General features: G+C 68.5%; 18 protein-coding genes. 11 read left to right on the top strand and 7 right to left on the bottom strand.

Going from position 1 to position 14,805, the window contains the following annotated elements; genetic code table 11:
* The first annotated feature begins 67 nt into the window (after positions 1-67).
* A complete protein-coding gene (gene rlmN, locus EV380_RS12840) occupies positions 68-1,291 on the top strand; it encodes a dual-specificity RNA methyltransferase RlmN (RefSeq protein ID WP_130451484.1) in 1,224 nt (407 codons plus the stop codon).
* Positions 1,292-1,309: 18 nt separating this feature from the next.
* On the opposite strand, the gene EV380_RS12835 is transcribed toward rlmN, so the two are convergent.
* Positions 1,310-1,693, bottom strand: a complete 384-nt coding sequence (locus tag EV380_RS12835; protein WP_130451483.1) for a hypothetical protein — start codon at positions 1,691-1,693, stop codon at positions 1,310-1,312.
* Between the two features lie 86 nt (positions 1,694-1,779).
* Between EV380_RS12835 and EV380_RS12830 the strand changes: the two genes are divergently transcribed.
* Entirely contained in the window at positions 1,780-2,253 is a 474-nt protein-coding gene (locus EV380_RS12830; protein WP_130451482.1) for an SRPBCC family protein, read from the top strand.
* On the opposite strand, the gene EV380_RS12825 is transcribed toward EV380_RS12830, so the two are convergent.
* The 3 genes from EV380_RS12825 to EV380_RS12815 all read right to left on the bottom strand — a co-directional run bounded on the left by EV380_RS12825 (position 2,254) and on the right by EV380_RS12815 (position 4,495).
* The gene (locus EV380_RS12825) at positions 2,254-2,757 is read right to left on the bottom strand and encodes a septum formation family protein (RefSeq protein ID WP_165391958.1); all 504 of its coding nucleotides are present in this window, start codon (positions 2,755-2,757) and stop codon (positions 2,254-2,256) included. It lies immediately after the preceding gene.
* A gap of 103 nt (positions 2,758-2,860) precedes the next feature.
* Complete coding sequence (locus EV380_RS12820; RefSeq protein ID WP_130451480.1) at positions 2,861-3,106, bottom strand: PLD nuclease N-terminal domain-containing protein; 246 nt, start codon at positions 3,104-3,106, stop codon at positions 2,861-2,863.
* 9 nt (positions 3,107-3,115) lie between these two features.
* Positions 3,116-4,495 (bottom strand): TIGR01777 family oxidoreductase, encoded by a 1,380-nt coding sequence (locus EV380_RS12815; RefSeq protein WP_130451479.1) that lies wholly within the window; start codon positions 4,493-4,495, stop codon positions 3,116-3,118.
* A gap of 94 nt (positions 4,496-4,589) precedes the next feature.
* Here EV380_RS12815 and EV380_RS12810 point away from each other — a divergent pair, with 94 nt between their 5' ends.
* The 3 genes from EV380_RS12810 (at position 4,590) to EV380_RS12800 (ending at position 7,873) form a co-directional block, all read left to right on the top strand.
* Positions 4,590-5,960 carry a cryptochrome/photolyase family protein gene (locus EV380_RS12810; RefSeq protein ID WP_130451478.1) on the top strand — a complete coding sequence of 457 codons (1,371 nt, stop codon included), beginning with the start codon at positions 4,590-4,592 and terminating at the stop codon, positions 5,958-5,960.
* Between the two features lie 35 nt (positions 5,961-5,995).
* The gene (locus EV380_RS12805; RefSeq protein WP_130451477.1) at positions 5,996-6,820 is read left to right on the top strand and encodes an SDR family NAD(P)-dependent oxidoreductase; all 825 of its coding nucleotides are present in this window, start codon (positions 5,996-5,998) and stop codon (positions 6,818-6,820) included.
* 78 nt (positions 6,821-6,898) lie between these two features.
* Entirely contained in the window at positions 6,899-7,873 is a 975-nt protein-coding gene (locus tag EV380_RS12800) for an NAD-dependent epimerase/dehydratase family protein (protein ID WP_130451476.1), read from the top strand.
* Between the two features lie 15 nt (positions 7,874-7,888).
* Here EV380_RS12800 and EV380_RS12795 read toward each other — a convergent pair whose 3' ends face one another.
* Positions 7,889-8,296 carry a RidA family protein gene (locus tag EV380_RS12795; protein WP_130451475.1) on the bottom strand — a complete coding sequence of 136 codons (408 nt, stop codon included), beginning with the start codon at positions 8,294-8,296 and terminating at the stop codon, positions 7,889-7,891.
* A 92-nt stretch (positions 8,297-8,388) separates the two neighbouring features.
* On the opposite strand from EV380_RS12795, the gene EV380_RS12790 reads away from it, so the two are divergent.
* From EV380_RS12790 to EV380_RS12775, 4 genes are all read left to right on the top strand, one after another.
* Complete coding sequence (locus EV380_RS12790) at positions 8,389-8,748, top strand: four-helix bundle copper-binding protein (RefSeq protein ID WP_130451474.1); 360 nt, start codon at positions 8,389-8,391, stop codon at positions 8,746-8,748.
* Positions 8,749-8,820: 72 nt separating this feature from the next.
* Positions 8,821-9,516, top strand: a complete 696-nt coding sequence (locus tag EV380_RS12785) for a class I SAM-dependent methyltransferase (protein ID WP_130451473.1) — start codon at positions 8,821-8,823, stop codon at positions 9,514-9,516.
* Between the two features lie 166 nt (positions 9,517-9,682).
* A complete protein-coding gene (locus EV380_RS12780) occupies positions 9,683-10,840 on the top strand; it encodes an aminotransferase class I/II-fold pyridoxal phosphate-dependent enzyme (protein WP_130452229.1) in 1,158 nt (385 codons plus the stop codon).
* A gap of 58 nt (positions 10,841-10,898) precedes the next feature.
* On the top strand, positions 10,899-11,432 hold the full coding sequence (locus EV380_RS12775) for a hypothetical protein (protein ID WP_130451472.1): 534 nt from the start codon (positions 10,899-10,901) through the stop codon (positions 11,430-11,432).
* Between the two features lie 38 nt (positions 11,433-11,470).
* On the opposite strand, the gene EV380_RS12770 is transcribed toward EV380_RS12775, so the two are convergent.
* Positions 11,471-12,676 carry a metallophosphoesterase family protein gene (locus EV380_RS12770; RefSeq protein ID WP_130451471.1) on the bottom strand — a complete coding sequence of 402 codons (1,206 nt, stop codon included), beginning with the start codon at positions 12,674-12,676 and terminating at the stop codon, positions 11,471-11,473.
* Positions 12,677-12,765: 89 nt separating this feature from the next.
* The gene (locus EV380_RS12765) at positions 12,766-13,221 is read right to left on the bottom strand and encodes an SRPBCC family protein (RefSeq protein WP_102159743.1); all 456 of its coding nucleotides are present in this window, start codon (positions 13,219-13,221) and stop codon (positions 12,766-12,768) included.
* Positions 13,222-13,285: 64 nt separating this feature from the next.
* On the opposite strand from EV380_RS12765, the gene EV380_RS12760 reads away from it, so the two are divergent.
* Together EV380_RS12760 and EV380_RS12755 are read left to right on the top strand one after the other, a co-directional pair.
* Positions 13,286-14,104, top strand: coding sequence for a CPBP family intramembrane glutamic endopeptidase (locus EV380_RS12760; protein WP_130451470.1), 819 nt, complete (start codon positions 13,286-13,288; stop codon positions 14,102-14,104).
* Between the two features lie 42 nt (positions 14,105-14,146).
* The gene (locus EV380_RS12755; protein ID WP_130451469.1) at positions 14,147-14,803 is read left to right on the top strand and encodes a G protein-coupled receptor family protein; all 657 of its coding nucleotides are present in this window, start codon (positions 14,147-14,149) and stop codon (positions 14,801-14,803) included.
* Positions 14,804-14,805 lie beyond the last annotated feature (2 nt).

The following is a 14,805-nucleotide window of genomic DNA, read 5'->3' as shown; positions in this document are numbered from 1 at the left end:
TCGAGCGCAGCGTGATTCGGGTGACAACCCCGCGCCCGGGCTGGACACGCGTGGGACAATGGAAACAATGACTTCTCAAAATCCCTCCAAGGCCGGACTCAACCGACCCCGCCCGCAGGTGCGCCCGACCGCCGAAGGTTGGAAGCAGCCGATGGGCCCGGACGGCCGTCCGCAGCTGCAGTTCGCCCAGAAGCCGCGCGTCTCGCAGCCGCCCGTGCACTTGGCCGACCTCACGCTCGCCGAGCGGCAGGAGAAGCTTAAGGAGATGGGCCTGCAGGGCTTCCGCGCCAAGCAGCTCTCCGTGCACTACTTCCAGCACTTCACCACCGACCCGGAGAAGATGACGGACCTGCCGGCGGCGCAGCGCGAGCAGCTCGTCGAGGCCATGTTCCCGACCCTGCTGACCGAGGTTAAGCGCCTGATCACCGACAACGGCGACACGATCAAGTTCCTGTGGCGTCTCTTCGACGGCTCCCTCGTCGAGTCCGTCCTGATGCGCTACCCGGGCCGCGTGACGCTCTGCGTGTCCAGCCAGTGCGGCTGCGGCATGAACTGCCCGTTCTGCGCCACCGGGCAGAACGGCCTGACCCGCAACATGTCGGCCGCCGAGATCCTGGACCAGATCGTCCAGGCCAATCGCGTCATCGCCGAGGGCGGGCTCAAGGGCAGCGGGCGCGAGGGCGTGCACGACGCCGAACGCGTCACCAACATCGTGTTCATGGGCATGGGCGAGCCCCTGGCCAACTACAAGCGCGTCATGAGCGCGGTGCACCGCATGATTGACGAGGCGCCCGAGGGCCTGGGCATGAGCGCCCGCGGCATCACCGTCTCCACGGTGGGCCTGGTGCCGGCGATCAACAAGCTCGCCGAGGAGAACATTCCGATCACGTTCGCGCTGTCGTTGCACGCTCCGGACGACGAGCTGCGCGACGACCTGATCCCCGTGAACTCCCGCTGGAAAGCCGACGAGGCGATCGACGCCGCGTACAACTACTACAAGAAGACCGGGCGCCGAGTCTCGATCGAGTACGCGCTCATCAAGGACATGAACGACCACCCGTGGCGCGCAGCCCTGCTGGCGAAGAAGCTCAATGCGCGCGGCCGCGGCTGGGTGCACGTGAACCCGATCCCGCTGAACCCGACGCCGGGCTCGATCTGGACGTCCTCGGAGCCCGAGGTCATGCAAGAGTTCCTCGACGTCCTGAACGACGCCGGCGTGCCCACCACCCTGCGCGACACCCGCGGCAAGGAGATCGACGGCGCCTGCGGCCAGCTCGCCGCCGCCGAATAGCGGCTCAGCCCGTAGACCTCACGAGGGCACTGCGATCACCTGCACCGCGTCTTCGTAGAGGATCCGCCCCGGGTCGTCGCAGAACCGAACCGCGCATTCCACGTCGTAGCGCCTGAGCAGGACAAGGTAGCTGCTGGTGTAGCTGACGAGGTGGGCCGCTGAAGTCTTGAACCAGGCTTTCGCCGACGGGTGGTTGGCATAAACGCCCGGTGCCGCAGTCTCCGGGTCGACGTAGGCGGCATTGCCGAAATCGTTGGCTGCGCGCCACCAATCGTGATCGCCGGCGGAGAGGCGGCCGGACAAGCCGAGGCCGTTGGCGAGTGCGAAGATCCCGACCGTCCGCCCGGGATCGCGGTGGTGCGGTCCCTCGAAGCGAACGAATCTTCCGGACTTGGGCTCCATGGGTATTCAGAGTAGCTGCCGTCCCGTCCCGCACTTCCCCTGAATCGGTTTGGTCTGCGGTCAAACCCGCCGATAGTGTCACCGACATGGACACGACTCCGCGCACCCACGCAGAATCGACTCTCGTCAAGGCGACACGGGACGAGCTCTACGCGATGCTCTCCGACGTGACCCGGACCGGGGAGTGGTCACCGGTCTGCCGTGAGTGCTGGTGGGACGAAGGCGACGGGCCCCGCGTGGGAGCGTGGTTCACGGGCAGGAACGAACTTCCGCACCGCACATGGGAGACGCGTTCGCAGGTCGTCGTCGCCGAGCCCGGTCACGAATTCGCCTGGGTGGTCGGCAACGGCTACGTCCGCTGGGGCTATCTCTTCGCTGAAGGCGACGCTCCCGGGCTGACCCGATTGACCGAAACATGGGAGTTCACGACCGCCGGCCTGGAGTTCTTCGCGGAGCGCTTCGGGGAAGACGCCCCGGCGCAGATCGAGGACAGGACGCGGCAGGCCCTGGAGGGCATTCCGGAAACGCTGACCGCGATCAAGGCCGCCGCCGAGGCCTGATCAGGAATCCGCGAGCAGGCCCTTGGCGCTGCCGACGAGTGGGAAGCCGTCCGTGCCCACGAGCAGGCACTGGTAGAGCCGGTCGCCGCGCGTCCACGACTCCTCCGTCGGGAAGAACGACGTGACGCTCAGGTTCGCCGCTGACGCCTGCCGGAAGTCGCCGCCGACGTAGTCCACGAACGAGTCGACGCAGTGCTCCTCGAAGAGCTCGGTGAGCCGCGCGTCGTCGGGAGGCCCATCGCCGTCGATTTGCACGTCCACGTAGACCTCGGCGATATGCGCCTCAGAGCACGGCACGAGCGTGATGTCGGTCAGCTGGAGTTCCGAAGCGTCGACGACCTGTGAATCGTTGAGGCAGTCTCCCTCGCGCAGGTCGAAGACGTCCGCGGGCGTCTCCTTCAGGACCTGGCCGTCCTCGCCGCGCTCGATGTCCCAGAGCCCGCAGCCGGAAGTCGTCAACAGCGCCGCCAGTAGTACGGCGGGCGTTATGCTGCGCAGCCCCATGAATTTGTCCTCCCCAACGTCCCGATCCGATGGATCGATCGGCTGGACCCGCGTCGAGCGCGGGCCCCCTGCCGCAATCATAAAGACATTAGAGCCTTTTGGACTAGGTTGTGTCTTCGCGCTCCCGCTGTGTCGCGGCGTGGTCGGTGATGAACCAGCAGATCGCCCCGATGACGGGCAGGCACAGGACGACGACGGCCCACCCCAGCGCCCCCATCGGATCCCGGCGGTGCTTGGTCTTTTTCAGGCGCACGAGGGCCCAGACGACAGCAACGATCCAGGCGAGAAGAAGCGCCGACATGCCCCATTCGAAGGCGACGGGGAAAGGGGGCGCTGAAACGGGAAGCATCCCTGCAGTCTAGTCGTCGACTGGGTCCGAGGTCCTGCCGAGCAGGTGCCGCAGCGCCGGCTCCAGGTCAGGGTGCCGGAAGGGATGCCCGGCCTCGCGAAGCGTGAGCGGCGCGACGTGCTGGCAGGCCATGGCGAGCTCGTCTGCGCCCTCCTCGCCCAGGATCAGAGCCGGCCCCAGACGGGGGACCGGCACGAGCGCCGGCCGCCTCAGCACGTGGGCGAGCACGCGCGTGTACTCGGCATTGCGCACCGGGCCGGGAGCCGTAGCGTTGACCGGACCGGTCAGGTCCGCATCCCACAGCGCCCGGTGGTACACGTCCACTAGATCGTCGAGCCCGATCCAGGACGTCCACTGCTGCCCGTGCCCGAGCCGCCCGCCCAGCCCCGCCGCGAAGAGCGGCTTGAGCAGCGCCAGGGTGCCGCCGGCAGGGGACTGGACGATCCCGGTCCGGATGTTGACGACGCGCATCTGCCGTGCGTCCGTGCGGTCAGCCACCGAGTGCGCTGCCGCCTCCCAGTCGGCGACGACGTCGGCGAGGAAGTCCGCCTCGTCGGGCCCGTCGCTGTCCTCGGTCAGCATCTCCTCGCCGCGGTCCGCGCCGTAGAAGCCGATCGCCGAGGCGCACACGAACGTCGAGATGCCGCTCGCCGCGGCGAGTTCGGCGAGCTTCCGGGTCGGTTCGATCCGGCTGTCGCGGATGGCCCGCTTGTGCTCGGTGGTGAAGCGGCCGGCGATCGAGGCCCCGGCCAGATGCACGACGGCGTCGCACCCGTCGAGCAGGTCGGGGGCAGGGGCGGCTGTGTCCCAGCGGCGCTCGTCCGGACCGTTGGGTTCGCCGCGGACGAGGCGGATCACGCGGTGCCCGCCCGTCGTGAGGAACGCCGTCAGCGCGGACCCGACCAGGCCGGAGGCGCCGGAGACGGCCACGGTGAGGCGGCCCAGACCGGCGTCGTCGGCGCGGCGGTGCGCCGCGAGATCGCCGGCAAGCTGGCGGTGCCGGTAGGTCAGCATCGAGTCGAGGAACCGGGCCGGGACGGGCGTTTCGATCCGGTCGATCACCCGCGTGCGGTCCTCGCCCACCGCCTCGAACTCGTGGGTGTGCCGCCACGGCACGCGCCCGGCGAGGGCTGATCGGGCCCCCGCGCTCACTGACTCGTCCACAAACCGGCGGCCCTCGGCGAAGCCCGCCGGGTCGTGCCTGGAAACCCACCGCATGCCGCCCGGCAGGGCGAGTTCCGCCGTCCCGTCCTTGAGGGAGGTGGACTCGCGCCTGATCGTGGCGGGCTGGAACGGTGGTGCCAGGCGCTGGAAGGCGCCGGGGCGCGAGAACCACGTGAAGACCTCGTCGACGGGTGAGTCGACGACGAAAGAGCGTTCGATAGCCATGTCTCAGGTTCCCCCGCCCCGGGCCCCGACGCAAGCACCGCCGAGGGCGCGGCGGGTCCGCTGGCGTGCCGGACACCGCATCTACGATGGGGTCATGACCACCCTCGTCTGGTTCCGTGACGATCTCCGGCTCGCCGACCATCCCGCCCTGCGCGCCGCCCTCGACCGGGGCGAGCCCGTGGTGTGCCTCTACGTGCTCGACGAGGAGTCGCCGGGTATCCGGACGCTCGGCGGGGCGGCGAAATGGTGGCTGCACCACTCGCTGGCCTCGCTGGGAGAGCGCCTGCGCGAGCATGGGTCGGAGCTGATTCTGCGCCGCGGCCCGGCCGGCGTCGTCGTGCCGGAGGTCGCGGACGCGGTCGACGCGTCGGCCGTGGTGTGGAACCGGCGCTACGGCGGGCCGGAGCGCCGGGTCGACGCCGCCGTCAAGGTGACCTTGCGCGGGGCCGGCGTCGAGGCTCACTCCTACGCGGGCAGCCTGCTGTTCGAGCCCTGGACCGTCACCACCGGCCAGGGCGGCCACTACAAGGTGTTCACGCCATTCTGGAAGGCGTGCCTCGCGGAACCGCCGCCCCGCGCCCCGCTGCCCGAACCGCGCGAGGTGCCGGCACCGGCGTCGTACCCGGACACGGATGACCTAGCGGATTGGGGTCTGCTGCCCACCGCGCCGGACTGGGCGTCCGGGTTGCGCGAGACGTGGGAGCCCGGCGAGCCGGCCGCCCGGCGGCGGCTCAGCGAGTTCTTGGCGGACGACGTCGACGCCTACGACCGCGCCCGCGACGAACCGGCCGGCGGCTCCACCTCGCTCCTGTCCCCGCACTTGCGGTGGGGCGAGATCAGTCCGCACACCGTGTGGCGGGAGGCGATCGGCTCGGGGCGGAACGTCGGCGGGTTCCTCTCCGAGATCGGCTGGCGCGAGTTCGCCTGGCACACGCTCTTCCACTTCCCGGCGTTGGCCGAGGACAATCTCAACGCGCGCTTCGACGCGTTCCCGTGGCCCGAGCTCAACGAGGAGCACCTGCGGTTCTGGCAGCAGGGCCGCACGGGGGTGCCGCTCGTGGACGCCGGCATGCGTGAACTCTGGGAGTCCGGGACGATGCACAACCGGGTGCGCATGGTGGTCGCGTCCTATCTGGTCAAGAACCTGATGATCGACTGGCGGCACGGGGAGCGCTGGTTCTGGGACACGCTGGTGGATGCCGACGAGGCGAGCAACCCGTTCAACTGGCAGTGGGTCGCCGGCTCGGGCGCGGATGCCGCCCCGTATTTCCGGATCTTCAACCCGGAGACGCAGGCGAAGAAGTTCGACCCGCAGCACCAGTACATCGGCCGCTGGGCGCCCGAGTACGTGACGGGCGGTGAGCTCCTGCCGGAGCCGCTGGTGGACCTGCGCGCCTCCCGGCAGGCGGCCCTCGACGCGTACGACGTCGTCAAGGCGGCCGCCGACGAAGCGAACCGCAAGTGATCGGCCGCGCGTCAGGGCCAGGGACGGGAGTAGATGTGAAGACGGTGGTGCTGACCGGCGCGAGTGATGGCCTGGGCGCGGCTGCGGCCAAGCAGCTCGCGGCGCAAGGGCACCGCGTCGTGGTCGTGGGGCGCTCGCCGGAACGGACGGCGGAGGTGGCGGCCCGGATCGACGCACCGTACTATCTCGCCGACTTCGCAGACCTGGGGCAGGTGCGGCGACTCGCCGCGGGACTGAGCGCGGATCATGCGCGCATCGACGTGCTGGCCAACAATGCCGGAGGGATCATGGGGCAGCGCGAGCTCACGGTGGACGGCCACGAGAAGACGTTCCAGGTCAATCATCTGGCGCCTTTCCTGCTGACCAACCTACTGCTGCCGGTGCTGACCGCAAGCGACGCGACCGTCATCCAGACGTCGAGCCGGGCGGCACGCGTGTTCGCCAGATTCGACATCGACGACCTGCAGAACGCCGACGACTACCGGCCGCAGACCGCGTACGGCAACGCCAAACTCGCCAACATCCTCTTCACCCGCGAGTTGCAGCAGCGGCATGGGGATGCGGGGATCTCCGCGGTCTCCTTCCATCCGGGCATCGTCGGCACCAGTTTCGCCGCCGACACCACTCACTTCATGCGCCGCGTCTACCACGGACCGCTCAAGCGCCTGTTGACCATCACGCCTGAGAAAGCGGCGGCGGACCTGCTCTGGTTGGCGACAGGCGCCCCCGGGCAGACGTTCGAACCGGGGGAGTACTACGAGTCGCGGCAGCTGCCGGGCAGGATCAACCCGGACAGTGTTGATCCCGTCCTCGCCGCACAGTTGTGGGATCGCTCGGCACAACTCGTTCACGCCGCCTGAGCCATTCCGTCCGGCCGCTCCTGCCGCCCGCAGCGAAATCCCTAGGATCCAGAGGCCGCATCAGCGTTGACTGGCGTCATGAGAAGAGTCTTGGTGCTGGGTGGGACCGGTTGGTTGGGCCGCGCGATCGCGCTGAACGCGCTGCGAACGGGCGCGGAAGTTGTCTGCCTCGCCCGCGGTGAATCCGGGGTGCCGCCTGCCGGTGCTCGACTGGTTCGCGCGGACCGCCGGGATCCGGGAGCCTATGACGCCTTGAGTGGCGACTGGGACCACGTCGTCGAACTCTCCTACCAGTCTGACCTGGTCGAACCGGCGCTAGAAGCATTGGCTGACCGTGCACGTCACTGGACGTTGATTTCCACGATGTCCGTATACCGCCGAAACGATGAGCCCGGCGCGAACGAAACCGCTGAGGTGCTCGAACCTCGAGACCTGTCGGACTACGGGCAAGCGAAAGTGGCAGCTGAGCGAGCGTCGTCGGCGCGGCTCGGAGACCGGCTGGCGGTGGCGCGGGCAGGCTTGATCGTCGGGCCCGGCGATCCTTCGGATCGATTCGGTTACTGGGTGGCACGGCTTCATCGCGGTGGCCCGGTCCTGATTCCTCAGACCGCACGCCGGTACGTTCAGGTGATCGACGTTGGTGATCTCGCAGAGTGGGTCTCCACCACGGGCCTCGAAGGGCGGGCTGGCGTTTTCAATGTGACCGGTTCGAGCGTTCCGTTAGCTGAGTTTCTGACGTCAGCGGCAGCGGTTTCAGGGTACGACGGCGAATTTCGGTCGGTCTCCGATGAATGGTTGCTGCGCCACGACGTGCACTACTGGGCCGGCCCCCGTTCGTTGCCGCTGTGGCTGCCGGTCGCTGATGCTGGATTCGCGCAGCGCGACAACACGGCGTTCCTGGAAGCTGGCGGTCGCGTTCGGCCGATTGCGGAGACGTTGCAGCGCGCGCTCGACGACGAAATCGCGCGAGGTCCGCTCCGTCCGCGGCGCGCAGGCCTCACTGCAGAAGAAGAATCAGACCTGCTCCGGCTGCGGGACGATGGTCCGCACTGACCTGCACTCGGCGGCTCAGTCGCAGATGGCCGCGACCGCCTCGATCTCCACGAGCTGATGGTCGTAGCCGAGCACGGTGACGCCGAGCAGGGTGCTGGGTGCGTCGTGGTCGCCGAACGAGTCGCGGACGACCTCCCACGCGGCGACCAGGTCCGCCTGCCGGCTTGAGGCGACAAGCACGCGGGTGCTGATGACGTTCTCCAGGGTCGCCCCCGCCTCGGCCAGGGCCGTGGTCATGTTCTCGATGCACTTCGCAGCCTGCACCGCGTAGTCGCCGACGCCCGCCGTCGTGCCGTCGGCGTTGAGCGGACAGGCGCCGGCGAGGAAGACGAGCCGCGCATCCGCGGGGGCCGTGGCGGCGTACGCGTACTCGGCGGCGTCGGAGAGCGAGCGTGAACGAATGAGGGTCACTGCCTTGGGCATGGGTGCCTTCTTTCTGCTGGGCCGGTTGTGCTTCAGTCTGCCAGGCAGAATGCCGTCCGCGGATTCCGCGGCCGGAGAGAAGGAGCGGATCCATGCCACACCACATCACGTCCATGCTCGAGACCCACCCGGCGGCCGGTCCGGCTCTGGATCAGCAGAAGCTGGCCGAGTGCGTCGAGGCCTGCTTCGCGTGCGCCCAGACCTGCACCGCCTGCGCGGACGCGTGCCTGGCCGAGGACACGGTCGCGCAGCTGACCGGGTGCATCCGCAGGGACGCCGACTGCGCAGACGTCTGCACGGCCACCGGCAGCATCCTGACCCGTCAGACGGGTGAGAACGAGGCAGTCGTGCGCGCGGTCCTCGACGCCTGCCGGGTCAGCTGCGGCACGTGCTCCGAGGAGTGCCGCCGGTGCGAACAGGCCTGCGCCGACCTCCTCGCGTCCCTCGGCTGAGGGCGGGCGGCGCGTTCTCACGGAAGCGCGTGCTAGACATGGCTCGAGAGTTCACTACCGCCGAGGAGTCCCATGACCGCCCACTACGACGCCTTCGCGGAAGCCTACGCCGCCGAGAACGAGGCGAGCATTCTCAACGCCTACTACGAGCGGCCCGCCATGCTCGAGCTCGCGGGCGACGTCGCCGGCCGGCACATCCTCGATGCGGGCTGCGGCGCGGGGCCGTCGTCCGAAGCCCTGCGCGCGCGGGGAGCGGAGATGGCCGGGTTCGACGCGAGCGCGGCCATGATCGAGCTGGCCCGCCGGCGGCTGGGGCCGGACGCGGACCTGCGCGTTGCCGCTCTGGGCGAGCCGCTGCCCTACGGAGACGGCGAATTCGACGACGTCGTCTCCTCCCTTGTCCTGCACTACCTCCGCGACTGGGGCCCGCCGCTGGCGGAGCTGCGCCGGGTCCTCAAGCCCGGCGGCCGGCTCCTGCTCTCGGTCAACCATCCCTTCGCGTTCCACTTGAGCACCGGCGGGGGCTACTTCCCGATCGTGGAGTGGCCGATGGAGGTCGAGCTCGCCGGCCGCGAGGCCGTTCTGAACACCTGGCATCGTCCGCTGTACGCGATGACCGAGGCCTTCGCCGCGGCGGGCTTCAGGATCGTCTCCATCGGCGAACCCCCTGTCTCAGCCGACATCCCGGAGGACCTGGTGCGGAACGAGCTCGGCGGCCGGCGCCGTTTCGTCTCCTTCATCTTCTTCGCGCTGGAGGCTGCCGTCTGAGAGGCCGCTCCGCGGCTCCGCTGGGCGGGAGCGGCGGGGTGTGAAATTCTGAGGTGAGGCACGACGCCGGCCCCGCGCCGTCGTCGTGCGCCCCACCCGCCGTCCGTCAGGAGAGTCCGTGCCGCAGCCCCCGTCCAGCCGTTCGCAGGTCCCCGGATTCAAGGTGATGGAGGTCCTCGCACGGGTCGCCGAGCTGCGCGCGTCCGGCCGCGACGTGATCTCGCTGTGCGCGGGCGAACCCTCCGGCGGCGCTCCGGCCCCGGTCTCCGAGGCGGCGGCCGCGATCCACGGGTCCGGGGTCCCGCTGACCTACACGCCCGCACTCGGCATCGCCTCCCTGCGCGAGGCCATCGCCGGGCACTACCGCCGCTGGTACGGCCTCGACGTCGACCCGCGCAACGTCGCCGTGACCACCGGCTCCTCGGGCGCGTTCACCCTCCTCTTCCTGACGGCGTTCAACCCGGGGGACCGGGTCGCGCTCGCCAAGCCCGGCTACCCCGCGTACCGGAACATCCTCAAAGCACTGGGGATCGAGGTCGTGGAGATCGCGTGCGGGCACGAGACCCGCTACCAGCCCACCCCCGAGCTGCTCGACGCCGCGGCCGAGGCGCACGGACCGCTCGCCGGCGTCGTGCTGGCCTCGCCCGCCAATCCGACCGGCACGATGTTGGACCGGGCCGAGCTGACGGCGCTCGCCGACTGGTGCCGGACCAACGACGCGCGCCTGGTCAGCGACGAGATCTACCACGGCATCACCTACCCGGAGCCGGGCGCGGCCGACCCGGCGGGCGTGTGCTCGTGGGAGCTGGACCGGGAGACGATCGTCATCTCCAGCTTCTCCAAGTACTGGGGAATGACCGGCTGGCGTCTCGGCTGGGCGCTCGTGCCGGACAGTCTGATCGGCGCCGTCGACGCACTGGCGTCCAATGTGGCCCTGTGCCCGCCGGCGCCCGCGCAGATGGCAGCCGTCGCGGCGTTCAGCGAGGAGTCCTACGCGGCCGGCGAGCGGTTCGTTGCCGAGTTCGCCGCGACCCGCGAGGCGCTGCTCGCGCGCCTGCCCGAGCTGGGCTGGGGCGAGTCCGCGCCCGCCGACGGGGCGTTCTACCTCTACGCGGAACTGGGCGAGCAAATGGCCGGATTCGCCGATTCGGCGGAGTACTGCACGGCCCTGTTGGAGGCAGAGGGGGTCGCGCTCACCCCGGGTTCGGACTTCGACGACGAACGCGGCCGGCAGGCAGTCCGCCTGAGCTTCGCCGCGTCGCAGGCGGACGTGCTCGAGGCCGTCGAGCGGATCATCCGTTTCCAGGCCGCCCGGCGCCGCTGACTCGAGGGCGTGTGCGGGGAGAACTGCACCTTCGGGTGCTCCCAGTAGGCTGGACGTCATGGCGAACGACGAATTTTCCGCACCGGACCACCTCGTATCCGACGCGACCTATGCCGGCCGGATCCTGCTCGTCTTCGCTGCCGGGCTCGCCGCGACCTGGGCGCTGACCGCCGCGGCTTTCGCGAACGCGCTGCCGCTCGGCGCCCTCGCCGGTGGATTCAGCTTGGACCTCACGATGATCCAGCTGGCCGTGAACCTGCTCGTCGCGGCCGCCGTGTTCCTCGTGGTCCGCGCCCGCAAGGATCTCGCGGGCATCGCTGTTTTGCAGGTGATCATCGCGCTGGTGATCTCCTTCGTCGAGATCAACGGGAACTCCACGTTCACGTGGTCCTTCGCGATTGCCCTGCTGATCTGGGCCTTCAAACTCAAGGATCTCTTCGTGGCGCTCGGCGCCTCGGCATCGGTCGCGGCGGCTGCGTTCATCATCGCGATGCCTACGCACCTCATGCTCCTGCCGACCGTGGTCGCGGTGGCGGCCGGCGTCGTCGTGCTCGCCGGGGCGGGACGCCTCATCAGCGCGCGCCGCGCCTAGCCCGACGACGACGACCGCGCGGCCCGAAGCCCGGTCGGTCAGGGCAGCGGGGCGGGCTCGCTGATCCGCTGGTTGCCCGGCGTCGTGTCGATGCCGAGGTCGGACGCAAACACGGTGCGCGTGCCGGTGTAGACCCCGTCGACATTCTCGTCGAGCTCGAACACTCGGGCGCCGCGCAGGCGGTGCTGCTGCGCCCCCGAGAGCCCGTAGGCACCGTAGCCGGTCCCCGGGCCGTATCCGAGCTCGATCCCGAAGTAGTCACCCATGTACGTGTTGATGTGGTCGTGGCCGACGTAGGCGCCGCGGACGTCACCGCGCTCCTGCATGGCCGCGAACAGGCCGGAATTCCAGGCGCCGACGTACACGTCCTCGTTCTTCTCGCCGACGATCCCGTGCAGCTTCGCGGCGGCGGCGTGCGTGGCATCGTCGGAGCCGAACTGGCTGCCGAACCACATGTGGTGGTGCTCCCAGAGCGGGATGTGGAAGTAGGCGAGCGAGGGGATCTTGCGGCCGAACCGCTTCTCTGTGGCGATTGATGTCTCGCGGTACCACTGGACCTGGTCGGAGTGGATCCAGTCGTAGTTCTTCAGCCCGTCGCGGCTCTGACCGCCGATGGTGCCGGGTGCGTAGCGGTTGGAGTCAAGCAGCCAGACGCCGAAGGCCGGCTTGTTGGTCTTCGACGACTTGAACAGGATCTGCCCGTTCGAGTGCCCCGTGAGTTTCGGGTCGACGGCGGGGTTCAGATTGTGCTCGTACGCGTCGTGCATCCAGTCCACGAGCTTCTGCTCGGTCATCCCCGTGTTGTTGCCGAGCGAGTCCTCGTCGTGGTTGCCGAACGTGATCGCGAACTTGATCCCGCGCTCCTCGATCGGGGCGAGGATGTTGTTGTAGGCCTGCTTGACCTGCGTAGCGGTGGGCGGTCCGCCGTTGATGACATCGCCGTTGATCACCACGAAGCCCGGCTTCTCGGCGTCGAGTGTCTTCTCGATCAGCTCGATGGTGCGTTTGTCTGTCAGGTGGGTGTCCTGCGTGTCGTTGAACTGGACGATCCGCAGCCGGCCGTCGGCACCGAACTTCACCGGCATCGCGGCGTTTGGCTTGGCGCCGGGAGACGCGGCGGCCGGGGCGGCTGCTGCCGCGCCGACGAGGCCGGCGACGGTTGCGACGCCGGCGCCGGCGAGTACGCTGCGGCGTCCGACGCTGGGCGCGGAGGAGTGATTCTGGCGAGTTTCGTCATGTTCCATGCAGGCGACGCTAGGAGCCGAAGGTGAATGACGTGTGGCCTTCGAGGGACAAGCAGGCAACGCTCCGCTCGCTGTTCGCGGGCGAAGAGTTATCCGCGCGGGTTGTCCTTGACGAGGTACCGATTCCGCGTCGTGATGAGCTTCTCGAGGTAACGGGCGAGCACGAGCTTCTCCGCCAGGCGGCCCAGGGCGCCCAAGGGGGCAGCGAACTCGATCCGGTCCACCATGGTGGTGCCGGCGGGACTTTCGGTGAACTCGTGCACGTGCCGGAAGCTCCGGAACGGGCCCCTGACCTGCTCGTCCACGAATGAACGGGGTGCGTCCATGGCGGTGATGCGGCTGGTCATGCGGATCGGGACCCCGAAGTGCCAGGCGCGCCAGGTGACCTCCTCGCCGAGCCCGATGAGACCGGTGGTGGTGCCGGCGACGGCCTGTTCGCGCGATTCCGCCATCGAGTCGGTGTGGGCGTCGATGCTTCGGGAGAGGTCGAAAAGCTGCGCCGCAGGCATGCTCGTCTGCGTGGTGCATTCGAATCGGACCGTCATGCGCCCAGTATGGCAGTTTCGGCAAAATGTTCCGTCGTGACGACGCTCCTGACATTCTTGTCACATGACGACCACACTGGCCGAGCCTGAGCGCACCGTTCAGAGCCACAAACTGATCCCGGCGTCCCTCGTCGCTGCTTCTGCAGTGCTGATCTTCGCCGTCGGAAACGATCTCGTCGGCTACACCCTGCTTGTCGGCGGGGTGGTGGTCGCGGCCGCCGTCGATCGCGCTTTCTTCAGAGATCTGGTGTTGATCGCGGGTGGATTGTTCATCGTCAGTCTCGTCCCGCTGCATGCCGACCTGAGCCTGCAACACATGACGCTCATGGGAGGCGCACTCACGCTGGCCGTTCTGCTGCCGTGGCTCGTCTCGCGGTACGTCTATCGCGAGGACATCATCAAGTTTCCCGTGAACACAGGCCGCAAGTGGCCGCTGTCCGCGAAGCTCTACCTGATCGGCATCGTCGGCCTCGCCTATCTGGTCCTGCCGGTATATCTGCTCAGTACCGGGGTCTACCAGAACTGGCCTGACGCGTCCGATCCCGTAATCTTCTGGCGGCTGTTCCTCGGGGTCAACGCCGTCGGTATCTGGGATGAGCTGTTCTTCGTCTGCACCACCTTTGCCCTGCTACGGCGACACTTTCCCGACTGGACGGCCAACATCCTGCAGGCCGTGATCTTCTCGTCCTTCCTCTGGGAAATCGGCTACCAGGCGTGGGGCCCGCTCATGACGTTCCCGTTCGCTCTGCTGCAGGGATACACCTTCAAACTGACCAAGTCGCTGACCTACGTCGTCTCGGTGCATCTGATCTTCGACTTCGTCCTGTTCCTGGCGCTGGTGCACGCCCACAACCGGGAGTGGCTGCCGATCTTCCTGTACTGACCCGCTGCCTCGTGTTCGGAGCCTTTCCGATACCGTGAGTAAATGACCAACTCAACGGTGGTGGGGGACGCCGCGCCGAAGCGCCAGGGGTGGCGCCGCCTTTGCCCGACGAAGCGCGAGGTCTGGGGTGCGGTGCTGGTGGCCACTGCGCGGTTGGCCCACTGGTGGGCGGTTAGGGGCTGGGATGAGTATCTTGATCGGCGGACCGGCGGGAAAGACGTCCAGTTCTACTTTGCCGGTCTCTCTCAAGAGGTCGTCGGTGGATGGCTTCTCCTGCTCAGCGCGGCTTGTGCTTCTGCAGGGCTGACGTTCCTCGCTTGGTCGCTCATTGGGCGCATCACCAGGCGACCGTGGCGCTGGGTCGCCATCGGCGTCGCGAGCTTGGTCGGACTGGCCGTTGCGCTGTACATATTCCTTGCGGTGGCCGTTCCGGGACTCCTCTACGTCTCCGGGATCGGCGGCTGTACGCGATTCGAAGCGGAAGACGGCCGCTCCGTCCTCGTCACGGTCGCGGGGATGCGCGATCCCGGCGCGACGATCCACACGGAGTATGACGCCTTCCACTACGAGCGGACTCGGCAGGGCTCGGAACTCGGAAGTCCGCCGAATGTCGGGAGTGGAGAGTGTCAGCTGACGGGCGAGGGTGAGCTGCTGATCCTGACCTGTGGGTCGGACGTCGTCGAAATCGAACCACGTTGAAT

This window comes from Zhihengliuella halotolerans (assembly GCF_004217565.1).
Taxonomy (GTDB): Bacteria; Actinomycetota; Actinomycetes; order Actinomycetales; family Micrococcaceae; genus Zhihengliuella; species Zhihengliuella halotolerans.
Note: the sequence above shows the minus strand (reverse complement) of the source record. Positions and strands in the feature narration are given on the sequence as shown.

Coding starts and splice junctions, on each gene's coding strand:
- EV380_RS12755 (WP_130451469.1), top strand. CDS start 14,147: ATGACCAACTCAACGGTGGTGGGGGACGCCGCGCCGAAGCGCCAGGGG.
- EV380_RS12770 (WP_130451471.1), bottom strand. CDS start 12,676: ATGGAACATGACGAAACTCGCCAGAATCACTCCTCCGCGCCCAGCGTC.
- EV380_RS12760 (WP_130451470.1), top strand. CDS start 13,286: ATGACGACCACACTGGCCGAGCCTGAGCGCACCGTTCAGAGCCACAAA.
- EV380_RS12830 (WP_130451482.1), top strand. CDS start 1,780: ATGGACACGACTCCGCGCACCCACGCAGAATCGACTCTCGTCAAGGCG.
- EV380_RS12810 (WP_130451478.1), top strand. CDS start 4,590: ATGACCACCCTCGTCTGGTTCCGTGACGATCTCCGGCTCGCCGACCAT.
- EV380_RS12815 (WP_130451479.1), bottom strand. CDS start 4,495: ATGGCTATCGAACGCTCTTTCGTCGTCGACTCACCCGTCGACGAGGTC.
- EV380_RS12795 (WP_130451475.1), bottom strand. CDS start 8,296: ATGCCCAAGGCAGTGACCCTCATTCGTTCACGCTCGCTCTCCGACGCC.
- EV380_RS12820 (WP_130451480.1), bottom strand. CDS start 3,106: ATGCTTCCCGTTTCAGCGCCCCCTTTCCCCGTCGCCTTCGAATGGGGC.
- EV380_RS12800 (WP_130451476.1), top strand. CDS start 6,899: ATGAGAAGAGTCTTGGTGCTGGGTGGGACCGGTTGGTTGGGCCGCGCG.
- EV380_RS12785 (WP_130451473.1), top strand. CDS start 8,821: ATGACCGCCCACTACGACGCCTTCGCGGAAGCCTACGCCGCCGAGAAC.
- EV380_RS12775 (WP_130451472.1), top strand. CDS start 10,899: ATGGCGAACGACGAATTTTCCGCACCGGACCACCTCGTATCCGACGCG.
- rlmN (WP_130451484.1), top strand. CDS start 68: ATGACTTCTCAAAATCCCTCCAAGGCCGGACTCAACCGACCCCGCCCG.
- EV380_RS12765 (WP_102159743.1), bottom strand. CDS start 13,221: ATGACGGTCCGATTCGAATGCACCACGCAGACGAGCATGCCTGCGGCG.
- EV380_RS12780 (WP_130452229.1), top strand. CDS start 9,683: ATGGAGGTCCTCGCACGGGTCGCCGAGCTGCGCGCGTCCGGCCGCGAC.
- EV380_RS12825 (WP_165391958.1), bottom strand. CDS start 2,757: ATGGGGCTGCGCAGCATAACGCCCGCCGTACTACTGGCGGCGCTGTTG.
- EV380_RS12835 (WP_130451483.1), bottom strand. CDS start 1,693: ATGGAGCCCAAGTCCGGAAGATTCGTTCGCTTCGAGGGACCGCACCAC.
- EV380_RS12790 (WP_130451474.1), top strand. CDS start 8,389: ATGCCACACCACATCACGTCCATGCTCGAGACCCACCCGGCGGCCGGT.